Consider the following 24,994-nt stretch of genomic DNA (forward strand, 5'->3'; position numbering starts at 1 on the left):
ACGGTCACCGTATGATCTGGCTCACGGGGCTGCGCCCGATCTCGCATCCAGCTATGGCAAGTTGCTCCCAAGCAGCGTAATTCGGACATCCCACGACGACGCGGAGGAGTTCCCGTGACCCAGCAGATACCCCAGTTCCCGCGGACGGAGCCCGTACCGGAGCCCGAGCTGGCCGGAGTGCGCAACTTCCGCGACGTGGGCGGCTTGCCGACCATCGACGGGCGGAGGGTCAAGCCGGGAAAACTGTTCCGTAGCGGACATCTGGCACATGCCACCGAAACCGATGCAGAATTCCTCGCATCGCTCGGCCTCCACACGATTTTCGACTTCCGCAACGGCGCCGACCACGCCCTGGAGGGACTCGACGTCGAGCTTCCCGGCGTGCGGAACGTCAACATCCCGCTGTCGGATCCGGCCGACGGGAAAGAATTCTGGAAGATGGTTCGGGCCGGCAACCTCGAGCAGCTCCGGGGAATCCTGGGCGAGGGGAAGGCCGCCGCCCGGATGACCAACTCGTACCGCTCGATGGTCGAGCACCGCACCGCCGAGCACGGCCGGGTCGTGCACGCCCTCGCCGAGGACAGCATTCCGGCGCTCATGCACTGCGCGGCCGGCAAGGACCGGGCCGGCCTCTCGATCGCCGTCACCCTGCTCGCGCTGGGCGTCGAGCGCGAGGCGATCGTGGCGGACTACCTGGAGTCCAACGCTCCGCACCGCCGCTACCGGGTGCGCCGGACCGGCGACACCCCCGAGGCCCGTTCCCCCGAGGTGATGGAGCTGCTCGCCCCGCTCTTCGACGCCCGCGCCGAGTACCTCACGGCCGCCTTCGACACCATCGACGCGCACTGGGGCGGGGTCGACCGGTACCTCGCCGAGGGCCTCGGACTCTCGTCCGAGACCCTCGGCCGGCTGCGGGAGCAGCTGCTCGACTGACGGCCCGAACCGGCCGTGGAGCAGGCCGTCAGCCGCCGGCGACGGCCTGCTTCACCAGCGTCCTGCCGAAGTCCCACATCAGGGCGCCCCCGCCGTGCGCCTCGTCCATGACCGCGCGGAAGGCGCCGACGAACCGGTCGACGTCACCCTCGTCCACGATCAGCGGCGGGATGAGCTTGATGACCTCCAGATGGTCGCCGGACACCTGCGTCAGGATCCGGTGCTTCTGCAGCAGCGGCACCACGACCATCTGCGCGAAGAGCCCCTTGCGGGCCGCCTGGAGCATGGTCCACCGGCTGCGCAGCCCCAGCGAGGACGGCCGCCCGAACTCGATGCCGATCATCAGGCCGCGCCCCCGTACCTCGTGGAGCAGCTCGTACTCGTCCACGAGCGCCGCGAGCCGCCCGCGCAGCCGGTCGCCCATCGCGCGGGCGTTGACGACCACCGACTCGTCCTCCATGACGGAGAGCACCGCCAGCCCGGCGGCCATCGCCTGCGCGTTGGACCCGAAGCTGGCGGAGTGCACCAGTACCCGGTCCATGGACGAATAGACCTTCCTGAAGATCCATTCCTTGCCCAGGGTCGCACCGACCGGCACATAGCCGCCCGAGAGGGCCTTGGCCACGCACACCAGGTCCGGCTCCACGCCCGGCTCGTTCTGGTACGCGTAGAAATCTCCCGTCCGGCCGAGCCCCGTCTGCACCTCGTCCGCGATCAGCAGCGCCTTGTGCCGGTGCAGCAGCTCCTGCGCCGCGAGCAGGAACCCGGGCGGGGCCGCGAGCACGCCCTTGCCCTGGATCGGCTCGACGACGAAGGCGGCGACGTCGCCCCGCTTCAGCTCCCGCTCCAGGGCGGCCAGGTCCCCCAGCGCGATCTTCGTATCGGGCAGCAACGGCGCGAAGCCGTCGCGGAACCCGCCCTCCCCGTTGACCGAGAGCGAACCCGCGGTCAGCCCGTGGAAGGCGTGGTCGCAGTAGAGGACCCTCGGTCGCCCGGTGGCGTACCGGGCGAACTTCAGGGCGGTCTCCACGGCCTCGGTGCCGCTGTTGCCGAAGAAGACCCGGTCCAGGTGCGGGCTGTACGAGAGCAGCTTCTCCGCCAGCAGCCCCGGCAGCGGCTGGCAGTCGAACCGGGTCAGGTCGGCGAGCTGCGCGTCCAGGACGTCGTGCAGGGCCTGGCGGACCACCGGGTGGTGGCGGCCCAGGCCCATGACGCCGAACCCGGCCAGCATGTCCAGGTAGTCGTTCCCGTCGGCGTCCCAGAAGTGCGCGCCCTCGGCCCGTACGTAGACCTTGTCGAAGCCGATCGTGTGCAGCATCCGCGGCAGCTGGTGGTTGAGGTGCTTGGTGTGCAGCTCGTACCGTTCCCCGCCCCGCTGGTCCAGCAGGGCGCGGAGGTCGAACCCGGTCACTTCTTCTCCCGGTTCCCCGAGACGGTCTCCCGGGCCGCACGCAGGGATTCCTTCAGGGAGCCCATGGTGGCGAGGACGGCGGTGGGCTCGTAGCCGCAGTGCGCCATGCAATTCGCGCAGCGCGGGTCCTTTCCGCGGCCGTACTTGCTCCAGTCGGTCTCCTCGACCAGTTCCCGGTACGTCGGCACGTAGCCGTCGCTCATCAGGTAGCAGGGGCGCTGCCAGCCGAAGAGGGAGTAATTGGGAATGGCCCAGGCGGTGCAGGGGAAATCGACCTTGCCTTCCAGGAAGTCGAGGAAGAGCGGGGAGTGGTTGAGCCGCCAGCGCCCCCGGTTTCCGCCGGCGAATGCCTTCTTGAAGAGTTCCCTGGTCTGTTCGACGCCCAGGAAGTGCTCCTGGTCGGGGGCCTTTTCGTAGGCGTAGGCGGGCGAGATCATCATTTCGTCGACCTTGAGGTCGTCATTGAGGTAGTTGAGCACCTCGATGATCGTCTGCGGAGTGTCGGTGTTGAAGAAGGTGGAGTTGGTGGTGACCCGGAACCCGCGGCGCTTCGCCTCCTTGATGGCGGCGACCGCCTCGTCGAAGACGCCTTCCTTGGCGACCGACTCGTCGTGCCGTTCGCGCAGCCCGTCGATGTGCACGGCGAAGGCGAAGTACGGGGACGGGGTGAACTTCTCGATCTTCTTGCGCAGCAGCATCGCGTTGGTGCACAGGAAAACGTACTTCCGCTTGGCCACCAACTGCCGCACGATCTCGTGGATCTGCGGGTGCATCAGGGGCTCGCCGCCCGCGATGGACACCATGGGCGCGCCCGACTCCAGGACGGCGCCGACGGCCTGGGCGACCGGCATGCGCTGCTTGAGCACGCCGGCCGGGTGCTGGATCTTCCCGCACCCCTCACAGGCCAGGTTGCAGGCGTAGAGCGGTTCCAGCTCGACGATCAGCGGGAACTTCTCACGCTTGCGGAGCTTCTGTTCGAGAAGATACGTCCCGACCCTGATGGACTGTCGCAGTGGCATGGCCATCTGGCTCACCTCCTGGGGAGCAGCAAAGAACGGTGCCAGTCATGAAACGCGGGCAGTAGGGCACGCAGTACGCGGAAGGCCGATATTCCACCGCGGAACGTGCCGATACGGACGAGCTCATGCTCCGGAGCGTCCACGATCACCCGGACGGCCGCAACCGGACGGTTCCAGCCATCTTCGGCGGCCCGGGTGGCCGTCCACAGGGTGGCCGCGGACTCCATGTCGACCGCGACGGCGCCGGTTGCGCGCAGCTGGGCGCGTTCCTGGCCGCGGACGACATGGTCGGATCCGGTCAGTGCGCCGGTGTGCACGGTCCGGCCGGGAACGGCCCGGGCCAGTGCCTCGGCGAGCAGGGCGGTGCCGGCGCAGCCGACGGTGCCCCGCGGATCCCGGGTCTCCTCGGCGACGACCAGGTCGCCGGGGCTCATGCCGGGGACCAGCCCGGCGCAGAACCCGGTGGCGAGGACGGGGGCCCGGCGCAGCCCCGGCTCGGCGAGGGCCCGGCCGACGGCCCGCTCGGCGGCGCGCGGGCCCATGCCCGTACGCAGCACGTCGTAGCCCGGTTCGGGGCGGGCCGCCCCGCGGCCGCCGCCGCTGCGCAGCGCCGCCTGCTCGATGCGCAGCGCGCAGGCGACCAGCAGCGGGGCGGGCGGCTCTGCGGGCGGCGGCTCGGGCGGGGGCTCGGGGTCGAGCGGCCCGTCGGCCCGGTCGGCGGAGGCCATCAGGCCTCCCCGGGCGCGAAGGGTTCTCCGTACAGGTAGCGGCCGAGCGCGGTGAGCGGGAACACCTGCCGGTACAGGTGGTAGTTGATGGAGAAGTCCCAGGGGAAGCCGGTGCCGGTGAAGTACGGCTCGTCCCAGGAGCCGTCCTCCCGCTGGGTCTCCACCAGGTACCCGATGCCGCGCTCGACGGCCTTGCCGTGCCGCTCCCCCGCCGAGAGCAGCGCCATGAGCGCCCAGGCGGTCTGCGAAGCGGTCGAGGCCCCCTTCCCGGCCCACTCCGGGTCCTTGTAGGAGCGCTGGTCCTCGCCCCACCCGCCGTCCTCGTTCTGTACGGATTCCAGCCAGCGCACGGCCCGCCGGATCGCGGGATGCCCCGGGGCGAAGCCCGCGGCCGTCAGGGCCGGGACCACCGACCCGGTGCCGTACACGTAATTGGTGCCCCAGCGGCCGAACCAGGCGCCGCCGGGCTCCTGTTCGGCGAGCAGCCAGGCGATGCCGCGCCGGGTCCGCGGATCGGCGGCCTTGCCCTCGACGGCGAGCATCTCCACCACGTGGGCGGTGACGTCCGCCGACGGCGGGTCGATGACCTCGCCGAAGTCGCAGAACGGCAGCCGGTTCGGGAAGGGACTGGTGTTGTCGGCGTCGAAGGCGCCCCAGGCCCCGTTCCCGGACTGCATGCCCAGGTTCCAGGAGACCCCGCGGGCGATGGCCGCCTCCACCCTGGCCGGCTCCGGGTGCCGGATCCGGCGCAGGGCGAGGACCACCTCGGCGGTGTCGTCGATGTCGGGGTAGGTGTCGTTGTGGAACTCGAACGCCCAGCCGCCGGGGGCGAGTCCGGGCCTGCGGACCGCCCAGTCGCCGGTGCGGACGATCTCCTCGCCGAGCATCCAGTCGGCGGCCTTCACCAGGGCGGGGTGGTCGGGCGCGAGGCCCGCGTCGGCCAGGGCGATGGCGGCGAGGCAGGTGTCCCAGACCGGGGACTGGCAGGCTTCGACCATCCGGGCGCCGTCCTCACGCCACACCGCGAACCGGTCCAGGGACTCCAGGCCGGCCCGCATCACCGGGTGCGCGAGGTCGTAGCCGAGCAGGTGCAGGGCGATGACGGAGTACACGGCGGGCGGCTGGATCCCGCCCCAGCAGCCGTCGCTCTCCTGGCGTTCGATGATCCAGCGGGCGGCGGTGTCCATCGCGGCCTTGCGCAGCCGGCGCGGGGCGAACCGCCGGTAGACGTGCAGGGCCTTGTCCATCCGCTGGAACAGGCCCTCCCAACTCACCAGCGGGGCCGGACGGTTGACGGGGGGATACGGCCGGCGCGCATCGGTGTGCAGCTCGTCGAGGGCGAACGGGGCGGGGCGGACGGGGCGCTTGGCGGAGACCACGGTCAGCGGCACGATGGTCTGGCGGGCCCAGCAGCCGAAGTCGTAGATGTTCAGCGGCACCCACGGCGGCAGGAAGACCAGCTCGGGCGGGAGTTCGGGCAGGTGGTCCCAGCTCCACCAGCCGAACAGGGCCAGCCAGATCCGGGTGAAGACGCGGGCGGCGGCGATCCCGCCGTGGGCCCGGACCCAGGCCGAGGCGCGGGCCATGTGCGGGGCGTCGGGCGCATCGCCGGCGAGCCGCAGGGCGACGTACGCCTCGATGGTGGCGGAGAGTTCGGGCGGTCCGCCGTGGAAGGTGGCCCAGGTGCCGTCCTCGCGCTGCTCGCCCCGGATGAAGAGGGCGGCGGCCTGTGTGGTCGCCTCGTCGCGGATCCCGAGGAACTGCCGCAGCAGCAGGTCCTCGGCGTCCATGGTGACGTTGGTCTCCAGGTCGCCCTTCCACCACCCGGCCGCGTCCTGGCGCGCCAGCAGGTGCCGGGTGGCCCGCGCAGCGGCCTCCTGCGCACCTTGCACCGTGTCCGGCGTGGTGGAACCCGGGTCGGCGCCGGGGGTACCGGCGCCGTCGGTCGTCGCTGTCATGGCTTCCCCTTACGTGGCAGTTGTCCTCTGCTGTGCTGGGGTATGCCGTCGGCCGGGCGCTGCTGTCAGCTGGCGCCGGCCGGCGACTCGCGAGTCATATCCCTGCTCGGGTGGCGATCACCTCTTGCGCACGACGACGAAGTCGGCGAGGGCGACGAGCTGTTCGCGCACCCGCTGCGGCATGTCCACGTCGTCCAGCGCGCGGATGGCGATCGCGTGCTGGCGGCGGGCCTCCTCGGCGGTCCACTCGCGCCCGCCCGCGGCCTCGATGAGCGCGGCGCGGGCCGCGAACTCCTCCTCCGAGAAGTTCTCGAAATCGTTGCTCTTGGCGTCGGCGGCGAGCAGCTTCGCGAGCTCCTCGCACGCGGGTCCGCCCGCGGCCAGGGCGGCGACGACCGGCAGGGACTTCTTGCGCTGGCGCAGGTCGCTCCAGGTCTGCTTGCCGGTGGCCTCCGGGTCGCCCCAGATGCCGAGGAGGTCGTCGACGGCCTGGAAGGCGAGGCCGAGGTGGTAGCCGTACTCCTCCAGCTTGTCGGCCGTACGGTCGTCGGCGCCGCCGAGGACGGCGCCGATGGAGACCGCGCAGGCGAGCAGGGCGCCGGTCTTGTTGCCCTCCATCTCCAGGCACTCCTCGACGCTGACGCGCTCGCGGTGCTCGTAGGAGATGTCCTGGGCCTGGCCGTCGATGAGCTTGCGGCTGGCGGTGGTCAGCCGGCGCGCGGCGCGGCCCGCCTCGACGGTGCCGAGTTCCAGCAGGACCTCGTTGGCGAGGGCGAACAGCGCGTCGCCGACCAGGATCGCGAGGGCCGGGCCGTGCACCTTCCACACCGTGTCGCGGTGGCGGCGCTGCTCGTCACCGTCCATCAGGTCGTCGTGCAGCAGCGAGAAGTTGTGGACGAGCTCGACGGCGACCGCGCCGGGGATGCCGACCTCGGCCGCGGCTCCCGCGGCCTCGGCGGAGAGCAGCGCGAGGGCGGGGCGGACGGCCTTGCCGCCGTCGCCGTCGGCCGCGTTGCCCTGGGCGTCGATCCAGCCGAAGTGGTACGCGGCGACGGTGTCCATGGGCGCCGCGAGCCGGTCGACCGCGGCGCGGAGCACGGGGGTCGACAGCGCGCGGCCGCGCTCCAGGAGTGCGAGCGTGTCCGCCTTCTCCACGCCCCCTCCGGCTGCGCCGTTGCCGGCATCCGTGTTCTCGACAGCCGGGTTCCCCGGGTTCACTGGCTCTCCTCTGGTTCCTGTACGTGCTGCTGGGGTCGTGCTGGTGGTCGTCATGCCGCCTCCTGCAGGGGGTGCTCCCGGTGGCGGCCGAGTGCGGCGAGCGCGGCGTGCGCCGCGCTCAGTCCACTGCGGACAGCGCCCTCCATGGTCGCGGGCCAACCGGTGGCGGTCCACGCACCGGCGAGGTAGAGGCCCGGCGTGTCGGTCCGCGCACCGGGGCGCAGCCGGCCGACGCCGGGGGTGGGGGCGAACGTGGCCGTCCGCTCCCGGGTGACGAAGAAGTCCCGTACCTTGGCGCCCCGCGCGGCCGGCAGCAGCCGTTCCAGCTCGGGCAGGTACTTGGTGCGCAGCACCGAGACGGGCTCGTCGATGTCGTCCTGGGCGGCCGACTGGGACAGGGCCAGGTACTGGCCGCCGTCGGGCAGCCCGGAGGCGTCGGTCCGGTCGAAGACCCACTGGACCGGGGAGCCGAGCGCGGCGAAGAAGGGCTGCTTGAGCACCTTGCGGTCGTAGACGACGTGGACGTTGAGGATGGGCGCGGTGCCGATGTCGAGGAGCTTGTCCGGGTCGGCGAGCGCGCCGGGCGGCAGCAGTCCGTGGGCCTCGCGCTGCGGGACGGCGAGGACGACGGTGCCCGCGTCGAGGGACTCGCCCTCGGTGTCGACGCGCCAGTTCCCGTCCTGCGTACGGGAGATGGCGGTCACGCGGGTGCGCAGTTCGGTGCGTACGCCGGCGGCGTCGAGCTGCTTGCGGGCGAGGGTGTCGTGCAGGTCGCCGAGCGGGACCGACGCCCAGCCGATGTCGGCGGCGCCGTTCTCGGAGAGCAGGCCGGTCTTGAAGACCATGGCGGCCAGGCCCAGCGAGGACCGGTCGGCGGTGGCGTTGAGCGTGGCGATGCCGACGAGGTCCCACAGGGCCTCGATGGTGCGCGGGCTCTGGCCGTACCGGCCGAGCCAGGTCGCGAAGTCCAGGCCGTCCAGCGCCGGGTCGGCGGGGTCGAGCCGGCGCAGCGCGAGGGCGGCGCGGCCGACGCTCACGCGCTCGGCGAGCGAGAGGTGCGGGTAGCGGGCCAGGGAGCCCGCCAGGTGCAGGGGTACGGGCAGGGCGGCGCGGCGCAGCCGGCCCAGGCGCGGTCCGCCGGGGTGGGCGACGTCGAGCACGGGTACGTCGAGCCGGTTCTGCAGCGGTGCGAGGGCGGCGCCCTCGACGCGGTCGAGGAACCACCGGTAGGCGGTGCAGCAGCGCAGGTAGACGTGCTGGCCGTTGTCGACGGTGAGCTCGCCGCGCTTGAAGGAGAACGCGAGCCCGCCGAGCCGCGGCCGGCCTTCGAGCAGGGTGACCTGCACTCCCGCGTCGGCGAGTTCGAGGGCTGCCGTCACTCCGGCGAGGCCGCCTCCGATGACGACGGCGCGGTTGTCGCTGCCGTTCATGAGCCCTCCCCGGTGTCGTGGCCTGCGGTGCCCGCCCGGAGGGACGCGGCCGCCCGGACGGGGGTTGCGTCCGCGACGGGCGCGGCGGGCGAGGGCATCGGCCGGGTCACGCGCGCCTCCGCGTGCTCTGGCGCGAGATGGTCCGCGCGTCGAGGCCGGACAGGCCGCGCACGGCGACGTACGCCTTCTCGTGCGTGGGCAGCGAGACGCGGCCGCGGAGCACCGCCTCGGGCTCCCGCTCGATCCGGTCGAGGAGGCGCCGGTAGATGCCGGCCATGGCGGCGACGCAGGCGCCGCTGCGCCGGTCGAGCATGGGCAGCAGCCGGTAGCCCTCGACGAACAGGGCGCGGGCGCGCCGGACTTCGTGGTGGACGAGGCCGGGGAAGTCGGCCCCGGCGGGCATCCGGTCGCTCCCGAACCCGTCCGAGCAGCCGAACTTGGCGAGGTCCTCGGCGGGCAGGTAGGTGCGCCCGTTGGCGGCGTCCTCGCGGACGTCGCGCAGGATGTTGGTGAGCTGGAGGGCGAGGCCGAGGGTGTCGGCGTACTCGTCGGCGCGCGCCGCGTCGGCTGCGCCGAGGCCTCCGGTGTCCACCGTGCCGAACACGCCGAGCGAGAGCCGCCCGATGGCTCCGGCCACGCAACGGCAGTAGGCCTTGAGGTCGTCCCAGGTCTCGTACGTCTCGCCGCGGACGTCCATCAGGACGCCGTCGATGAGCTCGTCGAGGCCGCCGAGCGGGATCGGGAAGCGGCGTGCCGCGTGGGCGAGGGCGACGGCGACCGGGTCGGTGTCGTCCTCGCCGATCTCCTCGGCCCGGATCCGGCCGAGCAGCGCGCGGGTCTCCCCGAGCCGGACGAGCTTGGCCTCGGGGGCCAGCGTGCCGTCGCCGATGTCGTCGACCCGCCGGGAGAAGGCGTAGAGCGCGGACATCGCCTGCCGCTTGTCGGAGGGCAGCAGCCGGATGCCGTACGCGAAGTTGCGCGCCTGCGAACCGGTGACGGCCTCGCAGTAGCTGTAGGCCGCCAGGACCGGTGCGGACGGTGCGGACGTGTGTGCGGAACCCTCCACGGTCGGGCTCACCCCTTTCTCGGCGCTTGGCGCAGGACGGCGGCCACCTCGCGGAGCAGGCCGCTCCTGGTGGACTTGGGCGGGCCGGGGAGTACGTCGAAGCCGGCGGCGGTGACGGCTCGCAGGGCGGCGCGCCCTCCTCCCACGAAGCCCGCGAGCAACAGCCGGAGCCTGCCGTGCACGCTACCCACGAGCGGGGTGCCTTCATTCAGGAGGCCGAGGGCGCGTTCGGCTTCGAACGCGACCAGGGACCGTACGGACGCCCCGGCGTGGTGGGCCTTGAGGTCGGCCTCGGCCACGTGGAAGCGGCGCATGTCCTCGGCCGGGAGGTAGATCCTGCCCCGGCCGAGGTCTTCGGCGACGTCCTGTACGTGTTCGACGATCTGCAGGGCGGTGCAGATCGCGTCGGAGCGACGGATCCGCTCGGGGGTGCTGGTGCCGGTGAGGGACAGCACGAGGCGGCCGACGGGGTTCGCGGAGAGCTCGCAGTACGCGAGCAGGTCGCCGTACGTCTCGTAGCGCGTGACGCGCTGGTCCTGGCGGTTGGCCTCGATGAGCCCGAGGAAGGGCTCCGGGGTGAGGCCGTGGGCGCGTACCACGGGCCGCAGGCCCTGCAGCAGGGGGTGGCGCGGCGGGCCGTCGGAGCCGCCGAAGACGCGCCGCAGGTCCGCCTCGAAGGCGTCGAGCATCGCGAGCCGGTCGTCCGCCGCGGCCGGGTCGAGGCCGAGGAGCGCGGCGTCGTGGCCGCCGGGGGCGAGGTCGCCGTCGCCGATGTCGTCGACCAGGCGGGCGTACCCGTACACCGCCGTCAGGCCGTCGCGCCAGGCGCGCGGGAGGAAGGACGGGGCGACGGGGAAGTTCTCCGTCCGTGCCTTGCCGAGTGTGGCGCGCGCGTGGGCGTCGAGGGCTGTGGGGGCCGCGTCCCGCCGTGGCCGGATACCGTGCCCGGGGGTCACCGCCCGCCGCCCGCGCGGGAGACGGCCGTAATGCCTGGGGGCCGGAGAATTCCCGTAGCCATTGCCGTCACGTCTCCCGTTCTACACTGCCGACGCAATACATCCTATTTCGGACACGCCGCCGGACTTTCCCCGGGGTACCCCAGGCCGTTCACCTGCGGGGAATCGTCCCCTCTGACCGCGATTGAGGCCTGCTCCAGCTTACGCTGTACAACGCCGCGGCAGCCTCTCGGGTATTCACTCCGCTACCGAATGTCGGCTTCGGGCTTCCCAGCATGGCGAAGCCCCCGCCGCCGTGGGCGACGGGGGCCGGCGAAGAGCACGGTCAGGCGCTGGTCGCCTTCTCGTAGGCCGAGACGACTTCCTCCGTGGGCCCGTCCATCAGCAGTTCACCCTTCTCCAGCCACAGCACACGGCTGCAGGTGTCGCGGATGGACTTGTTGTTGTGGCTCACCAGGAAAACGGTTCCGGCATGCTTGCGCAGTTCGCGGATGCGGTCCTCGGAACGCACCTGGAACTTGCGGTCACCGGTGGCCAGGGCCTCGTCGATCATCAGAACGTCGTGGTCCTTCGCCGCCGCAATGGAAAAGCGGAGGCGCGCGGCCATACCGGAGGAGTACGTGCGCATCGGAAGGGAGATGAAATCGCCCTTGTCGTTGATGCCCGAGAAGTCGACGATGTCGTCGTACCGCTCCCGGATCTGCTCGCGGCTCATTCCCATCGCGAGACCGCCGAGGACCACGTTGCGCTCACCGGTGAGGTCGTTCATCAGTGCGGCGTTGACACCCAGCAGCGAGGGCTGGCCGTCGGTGTAGACCTTGCCGGACTCGCAGGGCAGCAGGCCCGCGATGGCGCGCAGCAGGGTGGACTTGCCGGAGCCGTTGGAGCCGATGACGCCGATGGCCTCGCCGCGGTACGCGGTGAAGCTGACGCCGCGCACGGCGTGCACCCGGCGGACGCCCGGCGCATCGCCCTTGCCCCGGCGCATTATCTTGCTCAGCGCCGCAGTGGCGCTGCCCTTGCCGGCGCTGCCGGTGTTGACGCGGTAGACGATGTGCACGTCGTCGGCGATGACGGTGGGGACGTTGCCCCGGTTGATCTCAGCCACGGCCGTAACGCTCCTCAGCCTTCCAGAAGTACACGAAACCGCCGAGGCCGATCACGACGGCCCAGCCGACGGCGAAGGCCCAGACGTGCGGCGGCAGGTTCTCCCGCCCGTAGTCGTCGATCAGCGCGAACCGGACCAGGTCCATGTAGATCGCTGCCGGGTTCCACTGGAGCACGTCCGTGACCCACGCGGGCACGTGCCTGTCCTCGAGCGCCCCGCTGATCGAGAACATGACGCCCGAGGCGTACATCCACGTACGCGTGATGAACGGCATCAGCTGCGCGAGGTCCGGGGTCTTGGAACCCATCCGCCCGAAGACCAGCGCGAGGCCGGTGTTGAACACGAACTGGAGCGCCAGGGTCGGGATGACCAGCAGCCACGACAGCCTCGGGTAGTTGCCGAAGCCGACCGTGACGACCAGCACCACGATCATCGAGTACAGCAGCTGCTGGAGCTGCTGCATCGAGAAGGAGATCGGCAGGGAGGCGCGCGGGAAGTGCAGGGCGCGGACGAGGCCGAGGTTGCCGGGGATGGCCCGGACTCCCGCCATCAGCGAGCTCTGGGTGAAGGTGAAGACGAAGATGCCCGTCACCAGGAAGGGGATGTAGACCCCCTTCTCCATGCCCCGGCCCGCGTTCATGATCAGACCGAAGATCAGGTAGTACACCAGCGCGTTGAGCAGCGGAGTAGCAACCTGCCAGATCTGGCCGAGCCTCGCCTCGCTGTACTGGGCCATCAGCTTGGCCCGGGAGAACGCCATGATGAAGTGGCGCCGGTCCCAGAGCTGCCGCACGTACTCGACCAGGGACGGCCGGGCACCGCTGACGGACAGACCGTACTTCCTGGCGAGCTCCGCGGGGGTCAGCCCCGCGTCTTCGGACGGCGGCTTGCTCGTGGCGAGGGCGCCATCCTGGGTTGTGTCACTCACAAGTTGAAACTTTCCGTCTTCAAGATGCGGCAGAAGGTGGCATCGGGCCTGGGGCGCTCGGCCCGTGATCATGCATGTTCCGGGGGCACGCGTGTTCCGTGACCACGTATGTTCTCAGACGCGAGCGCGTCAGATGACAGGCGGTCGGCCCAGCCGGGTCAGCCGCCAGACCGTACGCCACTTCATGGGGCGCCGGGGGCCGCAGGGAGTGGTCCATCCCTCCTTGAACCCACCGAACCAGGCCTTGAGCGCGGGCACCGACGGTCTGCGCAGGAGCGTCAGCAGGAGCCAGACGCCCAGGTAGACCGGGACCAGCGGGGCAGGCAGGTTACGGCGGGCGAGCCACACCCGGTTACGGGCCACCATACGGTGGTAGACCGCGTGCCGGGAGGGGGCGGTCGTCGGATGCAGGAGCACCATGTCCGCCCGGTAGTCGATCAGCCACCCTGCGTCGAGGGCACGCCAGGCGAGATCGGTCTCCTCGTGCGCGTAGAAGAACTCGTCCGGCAGCGCCCCGACCTGCTCGAACACCTCCGTGCGGACGGCGTTGGCGCCGCCCAGGAAGGTGGTCACGCGGGAGGAGCGCATCGGGTCCGCGGCGCGCAGCCGCGGCACGTGCCGGCGCTGGGTCTCGCCGGACTCCGGATCGGCGATCCGGAAGCTGATGATCCCGAGCCGGGGGTCCTCGGCGAAGGCCTGGCGGCACAGCTCGGCGGTGTCGGTGCGCTCCAGCAGCCCGTCGTCGTCGAGGAAGAGCAGGGCGTCGACCTCGCGGCCGCCGGGGCCGAAGGCCTCGATGCCGACGTTGCGGCCGCCGGGGATGCCCAGGTTCTCGGGCAGGTCCACGGTGCGCACACCCGGCGGCAGGTCGGCCAGCCCGGTGACCTGGACGCCCTGGCCCACGACGACGACCTCGATCGGGTCGCCCTCCTGGCGGGCCACCGAGTCGAGGAGCGCCTTCAGCTCGTCGGGCCGGTTGCCCATGGTGATGATCACGGCGCCCAGCCGCATCGGCGTCGTCACTTGAGCCTGCTGGAGGCCAGGATCGACACCAGGTGCAGCACCGTCTGGAGCATGGCGATGCCGGCGAGCACGGCGACGCCGAGCCGGGAGAAGAACAGGTCGCCCCGCATCTGGTCCAGGACGGCCAGCACCAGGATGAGCAGCGAGGCCTCGATGCCGAGGACGAGCCGGTGGAACTTCAGCGCGGACGCCGCCCGGCGGGCGAGCGCCATGCCGGAGGAGCGCGGCTCGGCGGCGGCCTCCGCGACGGGCTCCTTGCCGGTCTGGTGGCGGGCGACGCCGACCAGGTCGGTCTCGGCCTTGATCAGGATGGCGCCGAGGGCCGCGAGGGTGCCCAGGAAGGCCCACAGCCAGTCGATCCGCCCGGTGCCCCACAAGTCGCAGGCGCGCAGGCCGAAGCCGACGAGGACCGCTGCGTCGCAGAGGTACGCGCCCACCCGGTCCAGGTAGACCCCGGAGAGCGAGAACTGCTTCTTCCAGCGGGCGACCTCGCCGTCGACGCAGTCGAGCAGCAGGTACATCTGGACGCAGACCACGCCGAGGACGGCGCCCCAGATGCCCGGCACGAGCAGCGCCGGGGCGGCCAGGACACCGGCGAGGGTCATCACGTAGGTCAGCTGGTTGGGCGTGACCTTGGTGTTCACCAGGACGCGGGTGATGCGCAGGGAGATCTCGCGCATGTACAGGCGACCGCCCCAGTGCTCGCCACTGCGCCGGTCCTTGACGCCCGGCGGGTGAACGACGGGCCGGAGTTCAGCTACGGATGGTCTTGGCATAGTCGGCGTAAGCGTCCCTGATCTCGGCTGCGGACAGATTGAGGTGCTCCAGGATCGTGAAGCGTCCCGGACGGGTCTGGGGGGCGTACTCGACGGCCGCGACGAACTCGTCCACGCTGAACCCGATCTCGGCGGGCAGCACGGGCAGCCCGTGGCCGCGCATCGACTCGACGAAGAGCCCGGACTGTTCCTTGGCGCCGCGCAGGTACATCGCGAAGGCGGCGCCGATGCCGACCTGCTCGCCGTGGAGCGCGGAGCGTCCGGGGTAGAGCAGGTCGAAGGCGTGGCTGATCTCGTGGCAGGCGCCGGACGCCGGCCGGGTGTCGCCGCTGATCGACATGGCGATGCCGGTGAGCACCAGGGACTCTGCGAGGACCGTGAGGAAGTCGTCGTCGCCGCAGCCGCCGGGGTGGCGCAGGACGGCCTCGCCGGCCGTACGGGCCATGGCGGCGGCCAGGCCGTCCACGGGCTCCCCGGTGATCTTGTGCGAGAGCTCCCAGTCGGCGATGGCCGAGATGTTGGAAAGCGCGTCACCGATGCCGGAGCGGACGAACCGCACCGGGGCCTCGCGGATCACGTCGAGGTCGATGACCATCGCGATCGGCGTGGGCACGCCGTAGGAGCCGCGGCCGTTGTCGTTGTCGAGCGTGGCCACCGGCGAGCAGATGCCGTCGTGGGCCAGGTTGGTGGCGACGGCCACCATGGGCAGCCCGACCCGCGCCGCGGCGTACTTGGCCACGTCGATGATCTTGCCGCCGCCCAGGCCGACGACGGCGTCGTAGCGACGGCCCTTTATGTCGTCGGCGAGCTTGACGGCGGAATCGATGGTGCCGTCGACGACCGGGTACCAGTCGGCGTGCGGCAGTACGGGTTCCAGCTTGGTGCGCAGCACCTGGCCGGAGCCGCCGCTGATCGCGATCGCCAGCTTCCCGGACGCCGAGATCCGCTGGTCGGCCAGGAGGCCGGCCAGGTCGTCCATGGCGCCGCGGGTGATGTCGACGACGACCGGGGAGGGGATGAGCCTCGTCAGTACTGGCATGCGATCGTCCGGCCCTTGGCGAGGTCGTCGTGGTTGTCGATCTCGACCCACTTGACGTCGCCGATGGGGGCCACGTCGATGACGAAGCCGTCGTTGACGAGCTGCTGGTAGCCGTCCTCGTAGTACAGGTCGGGGTCGCGCTCGAACGTGGTCTTCAGCGCCTCGGCCAGCGCCTCGGCGGCCTCCGGCTCGATGAGCGTGACGCCGATGTACTCGCCGGTGGCGTCGGACGGCTCCATGAGCTTGGTGATCTTCTGCACGCCCTTGGCGCCGTCGACGACGACCTTCATCTCCTCGTCGGCCAGGTTCTTGACCGTGTCGAGGGCGAGGATGATCTTCTGGCCGTTGCCGCGGGCGTCGAGCAGCGTCCGCTCGACGGAGACCGGGTGGACGGTGTCGCCGTTGGCGAGGATCACGCCCTGCTTCAGGACGTCACGCGCGCACCACAGGGAGTAGGCGTTGTTCCACTCCTCGGCCTTGTCGTTGTCGATCAGCGTGATCTTGACGCCGTACTTGGCCTCCAGGGCCTCCCGGCGCGCGTAGACGGCTTCCTTGCGGTAGCCGACGACGATCGCGACCTCGGTGAGGCCGACCTCGGCGAAGTTGCCGAGGGTGAGGTCCAGCACGGTCAGGCTTTCCTCGTCGCCTTCGGGGCCGACGGGCACGAGGGCCTTGGGCAGGGTGTCGGTGTAGGGACGCAGGCGGCGTCCGGCACCGGCAGCGAGTACAAGGCCGATCATGCTGGTTCTCCTTCGTCATGTACGGCGGGTGCCCCGGAGGAGACCCAGAAGCGGATGCTCTCCACGAGCACCACGAGTGCCACGAACACGGCCAGGGCCGTGAGCGCGACGGGGAACGCGTCACGGGGCAGGACGGCGGCCAGGACCACGGTCAGCAGGACCCGGCCCTCATGTCCGCCGATCGTCCACACCAGCCACCTCGGCGGTGCGCCGGAGCCGCCGCGGATGCGGTAGACCGTGTCGTAGTGATGGTAGGCGACCGCCGCGACCAGTCCGAATGCAGCCGGAAGGGCTCCGGGGACGTCCGCCTTGACAGCGAGCACCAGGACGGTCACGTACTCGGCGCACCGCAGCAGCGGCGGGACGAGCCAGTCCAGTGCCCCCTTGAGGGGGCGGGAGACGGCCGCGCCGGTGGCTATGGCGTAGAACACCGCGGTCCCGACGAGCCAGGGCGCGCCGAACCCGCTGCGCAGGGCGCCGCCGACGATCAGCACGGCGGCGGCGAGGGTCATCAGCAGCGGGGCGACGGGACGTCCCTTGGCCAGCGCTGCGGCGACCGAGGCCAGCGGGCCGGAGTCGGCGAGGTCGGCCAGCGCCTGGGCGGCCCGGTCGGTGCGCCTGGCCTTGCGGGTCAGCGAGCGGAGCACCCGGCCCGCGGTGGTGTAGAGGGCGCCGAAGGCGCAGCCGACGAGCAGGGCGTAGAACACGATCCGGGGGCTGGTGGCCGCGGTGAGCACCGCGATCATGGCCCAGCGCTCGCCGATCGGCAGGATGATCATCCGCCGGACCCAGACCGTCCAGCCGACGCTGTCGAGCTTGTCGGACAGGGCCGCGGTGGGACTCGTATTGGCCGTGGCGTCGTGGTTGGCCTCGTTGAAGGAGAAGTCCACGACATGGCGGCAGGTCATGAGGATCATCGCGCCGAGCGCGAGGGCCCAGACGTCGTCGCCGTTCCTGGCCGCGCCGAGGGCGAGGCCCGCGTAGAAGGAGTACTCCTTCGCGCGGTCGAAGGTCGCGTCGAGCCAGGCGCCCATCGTCGAGTACTGCAGCGAGTAGCGGGCGAGCTGCCCGTCCGTGCAGTCCAGGACGAAGGAGACGAGGAGGAGCACGCCGGCGGCGACGTAGCCCCAGCGCTCGCCGGTGGCGGCGCAGCCGGCCGCGATCAGCGCGGTGATCAGGGAGGCGGTGGTGACCTGGTTCGGGGTCAGACCGCGGCGCGCGCACCAGCGGGCGATGTAGCGCGAGTACGGGCTGATGAAGAAGGTGGTGAAGAACCCGTCGCGGGACTTCACGGCGGTGCGCAGGCGCACGGCCTCGTCGTCGACGGCGGCGACGGCGGCGTCCGCCGCGGCGCGCTCCGCGTCGGTGGCGGGGACGGCGGCGACCAGAGTGCCGAGCTCGGGGCGCTGGACGGTGGTCCCGGCGGCCTCGACGGCGGCGGCGAGCCGGTCCGCGTACGGGCCGTCGCCCTCCGCCGGGAGGGAGGCTGCCTTGTCCAGGGCCGCCCGGGCGCCCGGCTGGACGGCGAGGGCGCCGGTCACGGCACAGGCGTCGAAGCGCGGGTCGGTCAGCGCGAGCCGCAGCGCGTGGACGTGCCCGACGAAGGCACTGTCGACGACGGCGACGCGCTGGTCGGCGGGTACGCCGGCCAGCACCGTGGCGGTGTCTTCAGGGCCGGCGGCCGGGCGGACGTCGAAGCCGAGGGAGCGCAGCTCGTCCGTGAGCGGTGATCCGGGGACCGGCAGGCCGGTGAGGATGACGGTCGACAGACGAACTCACTCCTTGCAGCGAACACTGGACGGCCGCCTGTTGGGGGCGGCGGCACGTCGGCAGAGGCTATCGGATGAGAGGAAGCCGGGGTTCACCACCCGTTTACTCCCCGATAAGCCGAATAATCCGGGGCCTCGGGCCCTGGCGCGATCATCATTGACGATCACGTCCAGATACCACAAACCGCCGGGCGTCCGGCCAGGCCCGATCACACCGATCCGCCGCGTCCGCCGGAGCCCCTTCCCCAAGGGTTCACGTTGACCGACACCACTGGTGACAAGAACCACGGTGACAAGAACAACACCGACAGCACCGAGAGGACAGACAGCGTCTGGCGCACCCGGCCCGAGACCGCGGCCGACGCGGCCGCCGTACGCTCCGTCAACCTGGCGGCGTTCGAGACCCCGCTGGAGGCGGATCTCGTCGACGCGCTGCGCACGGACTCCTCCTGGCTGCCGGGACTCTCGTACGTGGCCGAGGGCCCGGACGGCTCGGTGGCGGCGCACGCCCTGCTGACCCGCTGCGAGGTCGACGGGGTCCCGGCCCTCGCCCTGGCTCCGGTCGCGGCCCGTCCCGAGCACCAGCGCTCGGGCGCCGGCAGCTCCGTCGTCCGGGCTCTGCTCGCGGCGGCGAAGGAGCGGGGGGAGGCGCTGGTCCTGGTCCTCGGGCACCCCGCGTACTACCCGCGCTTCGGCTTCGTACCGGCTTCGCGGTACGGGATCCGGGCGCCGTTCGAGGTTCCCGACGAGGCGATGATGGCGCTGGTGCTGGACGCATCCGCGCGCGTCCCGCAGGGCACGATCGCGTACCCGGCACCCTTCGGGATCTGACCGCTCGTGTGATCTGCCTCTCGCCGCTTACCACGCGGCGGGGGCAGACATGCGCGGATCGCCGAAGTGGGGACAAGCCTCTTTTGTACGGCAGACTGAAGGCCGAAGTCCGAAGCGAAGGATGGGTATGCCGACCACACCAGCCACCGCCGCGAACACCGCGTCCCCCGGCACCGGCACTCAGGAACCGATCATGCTCGAACTGGTCGATGAGTCCGGCAACACCATCGGCACGGCGGAGAAGCTCTCCGCCCATCAGGCGCCCGGTCTGCTGCACCGGGCCTTCTCCGTGTTCCTCTTCGACGAGCAGGGCCGCCTGCTGCTTCAGCAGCGCGCCCTCGGGAAGTACCACTCCCCCGGCGTCTGGTCGAACACCTGTTGCGGCCATCCCTACCCCGGGGAGTCGCCGTTCGCGGCGGCGGCCCGGCGGACCCACGAGGAGCTGGGCCTGTCGCCCTCGCTGCTCGCGGAGGCGGGGACCGTCCGCTACAACCACCCGGACCCCGCGTCGGGTCTCGTGGAGCAGGAGTACAACCACCTGTTCGTGGGACTGGCACAGGCGCAGCTGCAGCCGGACCCCGAGGAGGTCGGCGACACCGCGTTCGTCACCGCCGAGGAGCTGGCCAAGCGGCACGCCGAAGCGCCCTTCTCCGCCTGGTTCATGACCGTGCTGGATGCGGCCCGGCCCGCGATCCGGGAACTGACCGGTGAGGCCGCGGGCTGGTAGCCCGTACGCCGCGGCGACGGCCGGCCCCGGACCCCGGGGTCCCGGCCTCGGGGCGGCTCAGACCGAGGGGGTCCGCGCAGCCGGCGTGGTCGGCGTGGTGAGCGGGAGGGCCGCCCAGATGACCTTGCCGCCCGTCGAGGTGTGCTCGACGTCGCAGACCCCGCCGGACTCACGCGTGACCTCGCGCACCAGGAGCAGGCCCCGGCCGCCGGTCTGGCCGAAATCCGCCTCCAGCGCCTTGGGGCGGTACGGGTGGTTGTCCTCGACGGCCACCCGCACCCACTCCCGGCCGATGGCGACCTCGACCGCGACCTCCGGCGAGAGCAGGGCCGCGTGCCGGACCGAGTTCGTCACCAGCTCGGAGACGATCAGCAGCAGGGAGTACACCAGGTCCCGGTGGGCCGGGACGCCCTGGCGGCCGAGCAGGTCGCGGACGGCGCGACGGGCCTGGGGAACGGATTCTTCTACAGCGGGCACGGTGAACCGCCACACGCCTTCGTACGCGAGGGGGCCGGCCGGGGCCCCCGGCTCGCCCTCCTTGGCTGGCGGGACGCTCCCGCTGACATCCATCTTCCGGCCCCCGTCTTCACGCTCGATCGTCTCCACGCGTCCAGAGTGGGGAACGGGCTGGTCCGGACCGGACCCCTGACCAGAAGTCAGCGCCAATCGGACGCTTTCTGACCGTTGGCGTATGACAGCGTCAGTTGTGCGACTGTTCCTGATCTTCTGCGGGACCCTTCTCGGCCGCGACACCCACCCCGCCCGCGGCCGCCAGGACCTCGTCTTCCCTGACCAAGCCCAGAATGCGCCGGGCGCTCATGCCCAGGACCAGCAGGCTCAGCCCGTCGAACAGGAGGGCGAGGGAGAAGAACGTTCCGATCACGTAGAGACTGTTGCCCGGCCAGCCGAAGAGGAACATCGTGGTCAGGGTGGCGAAGGCGGCGTAGCACGGACCCACCAGCCCGGCCACCACCAAGAGCACCCCGAGCACGGCCAGCAGCCCGAAACTGCGCTCGAGCTGCTTCTTGTCCTTGGCCTCGGCGCCGGTCCCGGCCGCGGAACGGTCTGCGCCCATGGTCGTGCCACCTCTCAGCACTCTCTGGACGGACTCCCCTTGATCATAGGTTCGGCCCACCGGGATAGCATCCGGCGCATGGACGCAGCGCTCTTGCACACGGTCGCCGACGGGGTCGCCACGGTCGTCATCTCGCATCCCGCCAAGCGCAACGCCATGACCGCGGCGATGTGGCGGGCCCTCCCCGAGCTGCTGGACGGGCTCGCGGCCGACCCGGCCGTACGTGTGCTCGTCCTGACCGGGGCCGGCCCGACCTTCTGCGCGGGGGCCGACATCTCCTCACTCGCCGGGGACGAGGACCCGCAGGCGCTGGCCGTGGCGGCGGAGGAGGCCCTGGCCGCCTTCCCGAAGCCGACGCTCGCGGCGATCCGCGGATTCTGCGTGGGCGGCGGCAGCCAGCTGGCTGCGGCCTGCGATCTGCGCTTCGCCGAGGAAGGGGCGTCGTTCGGGGTGACCCCGGCGAGGCTGGGCATCGTCTACCCCGCGTCCTCGACCCGCCGGCTGGCTGCGCTCGTCGGCCCGGCGGTGGCCAAGTACCTGCTCTTCTCGGCCGAGTTGATCGACGCCGAGCACGCGTTGCGCGCGGGCTTCCTGAACGAGCTGCTGCCGGCCGGGCAACTGGACAAGCGCGTCGCGGACTTCGCCCGCATCCTGACCACCCGCTCGCAGCTGACCCAGGCCGCGGCCAAGGAGTTCGCGGACGGGCGGACGGACCGGGACGCGTACTGGGCGCAGCAGGCGGCCGGAAGCGGCGACACCGCGGAGGGCGTCGCCGCGTTCCTGGAACGCCGCACCCCGTCGTTCGGCTGGACTACCGGGGGTAGAGCGGGTTGACCGCGCGCAGCCGCGCCACGATCTCGGCCGGGGCCTTGTCCGGCGAGCCGGCGTCGTAGGGCGGCTGGGGGTCGTACTCGGTCATGAGCTGGACGGTCTGGGCGTACTCGTCCCCGGCGATGCGGCCGAGGAGGCCGAGGCCCATGTCGATGCCGGAGGACACCCCGGCGGCGGTGACGTACTTCCCGTCGTACACGACGCGCTCGCCGGTGGGCTCGGCGCCGAAGGCGGGCAGCCGGTCCAGGTAGAGCCAGTGGCTTGCGGCCCGCCGCCCCTCGAGCAGCCCGGCGGCGGCCAGCAGGAGCGAGCCGGTGCAGACGGAGGTCGTCCAGGTGGTGGCGGCGTCGACGGTGCGCAGCCAGTCGACGACGGCCGCGTTCTCCATCTGCAGCTCGGGGTGGGGCCCGCCGGGCACGATGACGATGTCGGGCCGGGTCACCTCGTCGAGCCCCTTGTCGGCGACGAGCGCGAGCGCCCCGTTGTCGGTCCGCACCGGGCCGGGCCGCTCGGAGACGAACACGACCTCGGCGTCGGGATGCCTCCCGAGGGTGTCGAAGGGCCCGATGGCGTCGAGCGCGGTGAACCGGTCGTAGAGCAGGACTGCGATCTGCATGTTTCCTCCTGGGTGGTGGTGTACCTGCTGCGTGGTGCCGTAGCTGCTGCGTGGCGGCGTAGCTGCTGGGCGGCGGCGTACCTGCCGAGCGGTGATCTACGTGTGGTCGGGACCGAAGCGGCGGCGGTATTCGGCCGGGGGCTGGCCCAGGGCTTTCACGAACGCCCGGCGCAAGGCCTCCGGGGTGCCGTAGCCGCAGGCGCGGGAGATCTGGGCCACCCCGTCCCCCGTGTCCTCCAGGAGGCGCCGCGCATGCTCCACGCGCACCCGCTCCACGTAGCGGCCGGGCGTGACCCCCGTCTCCGCCTGGAAGGCCCGCGCGAAGTGCCGCGGCGAGAGCCGCGCCCGCGCCGCCAGGGACTCCACGCTCAGGTCCGCGCCCGGATGCTCCGTGATCCACTGCTGCACCTCCCGCAACGGATCCCGCTGCGCGGTCTGCGCCGCCAGCTGCGCGCTGAACTGCGCCTGGTTCCCGGGCCTGCGCAGGAACACCACCAGGTGCCGCGCGATGTCCAGCGCGAGCTCCCGGCCGTGGTCCTCCTCCACCAGCGCCAGCGCGAGGTCGATCCCCGCCGTGACCCCGGCCGAGGTGGCCACGCGGCCGTCCCGTACGTAGATCGGATCCGGTTCGACCGTCACCTTCGGGTAGTCCCGGGCCATCTGCTCGCACACGTACCAGTGCGTCGTGGCCCGCAGCCCGTCCAGCAGCCCTGCCTCGGCCAGCAGCAGCCCGCCCGTACAGACGGAGACCAGCCGCTCCGCGCCTCCCCCGTGCGCGCGCAGCCATGCGGTGAGCCGCGGCTCGAAATCCCCGCGGTACTGGCCTCCCGGCACCAGCACGGTGGTCCCCGGCCCCGGCCTCGCGCTCGCCAGGTCCCCGTCCGGCACCAGCGTGAGCCCACTGCTCGTCCGTACGGGCGCCCCGTCCGGGGACACCGTGCGGATCGCATACCCGTCACCCGCCCGCCCCGGGAAGCGGGCGACGGCGGCGAACACCTCCACGGGCCCGGTCACGTCCAGGCTCTGCACGCCGTCGTAGAGGACGACGAGCACGTTTCGCAACGACATGACCCCATGGTGTGACGCCCGGGCCGATGGCCGCAATGACGTCCATCCCACCTTTACGGCCACGGTCCGGCGGCGCGGAGGGGCGCGGATAGGATCGACGGACCATGACTGCAACCCTCGTCGCCAAGAACCTCACCGCCGCGCACGGTGAGCGCACGCTCTTCGCCGATCTCGACCTCGTCGTCGCGCCCGGCGACGTCATCGGCCTCGTCGGCGTCAACGGCGCCGGGAAGTCCACCCTGCTGCGCCTGCTCGCCGGACTGGACACGCCCGAGACCGGTGAGCTGCGGCTCTCCCCGCCCACGGCCGCCGTCGGCCACCTGCCCCAGGAGCCGGAACGGCGCCCCGAGGAGTCCGTACGGGAATTCCTGGCCCGGCGTACCGGCGTCGCCGCCGCCCAGGCGGCGCTGGACGCGGCGACCCAGGGCCTGGTCGACGGGACCCCGGGCGCGGACGACGCGTACGCGACGACGCTGGACCAGTGGCTGGACCTCGGCGGCGCCGACCTCGACGAGCGGGCCCAGGAGGTCGCCGACGAGCTCGGGCTCGCCGTCAGCCTCGACCTGCCGATGACCGCGCTGTCCGGCGGCCAGGCGGCCCGCGCGGGCCTCGCCTCGCTGCTGCTCTCCCGCTACGACGTCTTCCTGCTCGACGAGCCGACGAACGACCTGGACCTGGAGGGTCTGGAGCGCCTCGAACAGTTCGTGAAGGGCCTGCGCGCCGGCACGGTCGTGATCAGCCACGACCGCGAGTTCCTGACCCGGACCGTCACCAAGGTCCTCGAACTGGACCTGGCCCAGCAGCAGATCAACCTCTACGGCGGCGGCTACGACGCGTACCTGGAGGAGCGCGAGCGGGCCCGTACGCACGCCCGCGAGGACTACGACGAGTACGCGGGCAAGAAGGCGGCCCTGGAGGGCCGCGCCCAGATGCAGCGCAACTGGATGGACAAGGGCGTCCGCAACGCCCGCCGCAAGGCGAGCGACAACGACAAGATCGGCAAGAACCTGCGCGGCGAGTCCAGCGAGAAGCAGGCCGCCAAGGCCCGCCAGACGCAGCGCGCCATCGAGCGGCTCGAGGTCGTCGACGAGCCCCGCAAGGAGTGGGAGCTGCGCATGGAGATCGCGGCGGCTCCGCGCTCCGGCTCGGTCGTCGCCACCCTGAACGAGGCGGCCGTCCGGCGCGGGGACTTCACCTTCGGCCCGGCCAGCCTGCAGATCGACTGGGCGGACCGGGTGGCGATCACCGGCGCCAACGGCGCGGGCAAGTCCACGCTGCTCGCCGTCCTGCTCGGCCGGCTGGCGCCCGACTCGGGTGCGGCCACGCTCGGTTCGGGTGTGCTGATCGGCGAGGTGGACCAGGCGCGCGGGCTCTTCCTCGGGGACGAGCCGCTGCTGGAGGCCTTCTGCGCGGCCGTCCCGGACACCGAGCCGGCCGAAGTCCGGACCCTGCTGGCCAAGTTCGGCCTGAAGGCCGTGCACGTGCTGCGCCCGGCGGCGACGCTGTCCCCCGGCGAGCGCACCCGGGCGGCCCTGGCGCTGCTCCAGGGCCGCGGGGTGAACCTGCTGGTGCTGGACGAGCCCACGAACCACCTGGACCTTCCGGCGATCGAACAGCTGGAGTCGGCCCTGGAGGCGTACGAGGGCACCCTGCTGCTGGTCACGCACGACCGCCGGATGCTGGACGCGGTGCACGTGACCCGCCGCCTGGAGGTCGCGGACGGCAAGGTCACCGAGCTCTAGGG

Annotated in this window: 24 protein-coding genes; 5 read left to right on the top strand and 19 right to left on the bottom strand. The window is 71.8% G+C overall.

What is annotated here, in order from left to right; all coding sequences use genetic code 11:
• The first annotated feature begins 114 nt into the window (after positions 1–114).
• Positions 115–933, top strand: a complete 819-nt coding sequence (locus AB5J51_RS09115; protein WP_168724391.1) for a tyrosine-protein phosphatase — start codon at positions 115–117, stop codon at positions 931–933.
• A 28-nt stretch (positions 934–961) separates the two neighbouring features.
• Here AB5J51_RS09115 and AB5J51_RS09120 read toward each other — a convergent pair whose 3' ends face one another.
• The 15 genes from AB5J51_RS09120 to AB5J51_RS09190 form a co-directional block, all read right to left on the bottom strand.
• Positions 962–2,344 (bottom strand): aspartate aminotransferase family protein, encoded by a 1,383-nt coding sequence (locus AB5J51_RS09120; protein ID WP_369777399.1) that lies wholly within the window; start codon positions 2,342–2,344, stop codon positions 962–964.
• Positions 2,341–3,369 (bottom strand): adenosyl-hopene transferase HpnH, encoded by a 1,029-nt coding sequence (hpnH, locus tag AB5J51_RS09125; protein ID WP_053788630.1) that lies wholly within the window; start codon positions 3,367–3,369, stop codon positions 2,341–2,343. Before hpnH ends, AB5J51_RS09120 begins: the two co-directional genes overlap by 4 nt.
• A 5-nt stretch (positions 3,370–3,374) precedes the next feature.
• Positions 3,375–4,091, bottom strand: a complete 717-nt coding sequence (locus AB5J51_RS09130) for a 1-hydroxy-2-methyl-2-butenyl 4-diphosphate reductase (RefSeq protein WP_369777400.1) — start codon at positions 4,089–4,091, stop codon at positions 3,375–3,377.
• Positions 4,091–6,049 (bottom strand): squalene--hopene cyclase, encoded by a 1,959-nt coding sequence (shc, locus tag AB5J51_RS09135; protein WP_369777401.1) that lies wholly within the window; start codon positions 6,047–6,049, stop codon positions 4,091–4,093. Before shc ends, AB5J51_RS09130 begins: the two co-directional genes overlap by 1 nt.
• Positions 6,050–6,166: 117 nt before the next feature.
• Complete coding sequence (locus tag AB5J51_RS09140) at positions 6,167–7,267, bottom strand: polyprenyl synthetase family protein (protein ID WP_369777402.1); 1,101 nt, start codon at positions 7,265–7,267, stop codon at positions 6,167–6,169.
• A gap of 50 nt (positions 7,268–7,317) precedes the next feature.
• Entirely contained in the window at positions 7,318–8,697 is a 1,380-nt protein-coding gene (hpnE, locus tag AB5J51_RS09145) for a hydroxysqualene dehydroxylase HpnE (protein ID WP_053788632.1), read from the bottom strand.
• A 106-nt stretch (positions 8,698–8,803) separates the two neighbouring features.
• A complete protein-coding gene (gene hpnD, locus AB5J51_RS09150) occupies positions 8,804–9,775 on the bottom strand; it encodes a presqualene diphosphate synthase HpnD (protein ID WP_369777403.1) in 972 nt (323 codons plus the stop codon).
• Positions 9,772–10,701, bottom strand: coding sequence for a squalene synthase HpnC (gene hpnC / locus AB5J51_RS09155; RefSeq protein ID WP_369780237.1), 930 nt, complete (start codon positions 10,699–10,701; stop codon positions 9,772–9,774). The genes hpnD and hpnC overlap by 4 nt, the downstream gene beginning before the upstream one ends.
• 343 nt (positions 10,702–11,044) lie before the next feature.
• Complete coding sequence (locus AB5J51_RS09160; RefSeq protein WP_053788633.1) at positions 11,045–11,827, bottom strand: ABC transporter ATP-binding protein; 783 nt, start codon at positions 11,825–11,827, stop codon at positions 11,045–11,047.
• Positions 11,820–12,755: an ABC transporter permease gene (locus AB5J51_RS09165; protein WP_030297464.1), complete on the bottom strand. Its 936-nt coding sequence runs from the start codon at positions 12,753–12,755 to the stop codon at positions 11,820–11,822. The genes AB5J51_RS09160 and AB5J51_RS09165 overlap by 8 nt, the downstream gene beginning before the upstream one ends.
• 129 nt (positions 12,756–12,884) lie before the next feature.
• Positions 12,885–13,766: a glycosyltransferase family 2 protein gene (locus AB5J51_RS09170; protein WP_369780238.1), complete on the bottom strand. Its 882-nt coding sequence runs from the start codon at positions 13,764–13,766 to the stop codon at positions 12,885–12,887.
• A gap of 8 nt (positions 13,767–13,774) precedes the next feature.
• Complete coding sequence (locus AB5J51_RS09175) at positions 13,775–14,554, bottom strand: CDP-alcohol phosphatidyltransferase family protein (protein ID WP_078987624.1); 780 nt, start codon at positions 14,552–14,554, stop codon at positions 13,775–13,777.
• Positions 14,532–15,593: an iron-containing alcohol dehydrogenase family protein gene (locus tag AB5J51_RS09180; RefSeq protein WP_053788636.1), complete on the bottom strand. Its 1,062-nt coding sequence runs from the start codon at positions 15,591–15,593 to the stop codon at positions 14,532–14,534. Before AB5J51_RS09180 ends, AB5J51_RS09175 begins: the two co-directional genes overlap by 23 nt.
• The gene (locus AB5J51_RS09185; RefSeq protein ID WP_053788637.1) at positions 15,581–16,333 is read right to left on the bottom strand and encodes a sugar phosphate nucleotidyltransferase; all 753 of its coding nucleotides are present in this window, start codon (positions 16,331–16,333) and stop codon (positions 15,581–15,583) included. The genes AB5J51_RS09180 and AB5J51_RS09185 overlap by 13 nt, the downstream gene beginning before the upstream one ends.
• Positions 16,330–18,102 (bottom strand): DUF5941 domain-containing protein, encoded by a 1,773-nt coding sequence (locus AB5J51_RS09190; RefSeq protein WP_136226717.1) that lies wholly within the window; start codon positions 18,100–18,102, stop codon positions 16,330–16,332. The genes AB5J51_RS09185 and AB5J51_RS09190 overlap by 4 nt, the downstream gene beginning before the upstream one ends.
• A 258-nt stretch (positions 18,103–18,360) precedes the next feature.
• Here AB5J51_RS09190 and AB5J51_RS09195 point away from each other — a divergent pair, with 258 nt between their 5' ends.
• Complete coding sequence (locus AB5J51_RS09195) at positions 18,361–18,933, top strand: GNAT family N-acetyltransferase (RefSeq protein ID WP_369777404.1); 573 nt, start codon at positions 18,361–18,363, stop codon at positions 18,931–18,933.
• A gap of 127 nt (positions 18,934–19,060) precedes the next feature.
• Entirely contained in the window at positions 19,061–19,660 is a 600-nt protein-coding gene (idi, locus tag AB5J51_RS09200; protein WP_053788639.1) for an isopentenyl-diphosphate Delta-isomerase, read from the top strand.
• Positions 19,661–19,717: 57 nt separating this feature from the next.
• Here idi and AB5J51_RS09205 read toward each other — a convergent pair whose 3' ends face one another.
• On the bottom strand, positions 19,718–20,266 hold the full coding sequence (locus AB5J51_RS09205; RefSeq protein WP_136226719.1) for an ATP-binding protein: 549 nt from the start codon (positions 20,264–20,266) through the stop codon (positions 19,718–19,720).
• A gap of 94 nt (positions 20,267–20,360) precedes the next feature.
• The gene (locus AB5J51_RS09210; RefSeq protein WP_369777405.1) at positions 20,361–20,735 is read right to left on the bottom strand and encodes a hypothetical protein; all 375 of its coding nucleotides are present in this window, start codon (positions 20,733–20,735) and stop codon (positions 20,361–20,363) included.
• A gap of 78 nt (positions 20,736–20,813) precedes the next feature.
• Between AB5J51_RS09210 and AB5J51_RS09215 the strand changes: the two genes are divergently transcribed.
• Positions 20,814–21,569, top strand: a complete 756-nt coding sequence (locus AB5J51_RS09215) for an enoyl-CoA hydratase/isomerase family protein (RefSeq protein ID WP_369777406.1) — start codon at positions 20,814–20,816, stop codon at positions 21,567–21,569.
• Here the strand turns inward: AB5J51_RS09215 and AB5J51_RS09220 are convergent.
• Positions 21,547–22,182, bottom strand: coding sequence for a DJ-1/PfpI family protein (locus AB5J51_RS09220; protein WP_136226722.1), 636 nt, complete (start codon positions 22,180–22,182; stop codon positions 21,547–21,549). The genes AB5J51_RS09215 and AB5J51_RS09220 overlap by 23 nt on opposite strands.
• Positions 22,183–22,278: 96 nt before the next feature.
• Positions 22,279–23,250, bottom strand: a complete 972-nt coding sequence (locus tag AB5J51_RS09225; protein WP_136226723.1) for a GlxA family transcriptional regulator — start codon at positions 23,248–23,250, stop codon at positions 22,279–22,281.
• Positions 23,251–23,354: 104 nt separating this feature from the next.
• Between AB5J51_RS09225 and abc-f the strand changes: the two genes are divergently transcribed.
• On the top strand, positions 23,355–24,992 hold the full coding sequence (gene abc-f / locus AB5J51_RS09230; protein ID WP_053788644.1) for a ribosomal protection-like ABC-F family protein: 1,638 nt from the start codon (positions 23,355–23,357) through the stop codon (positions 24,990–24,992).
• The last annotated feature ends 2 nt before the right edge of the window (positions 24,993–24,994 follow it).

Source organism: Streptomyces sp. R33 (assembly GCF_041200175.1).
Classification (GTDB): domain Bacteria; phylum Actinomycetota; class Actinomycetes; order Streptomycetales; family Streptomycetaceae; genus Streptomyces; species Streptomyces katrae_B.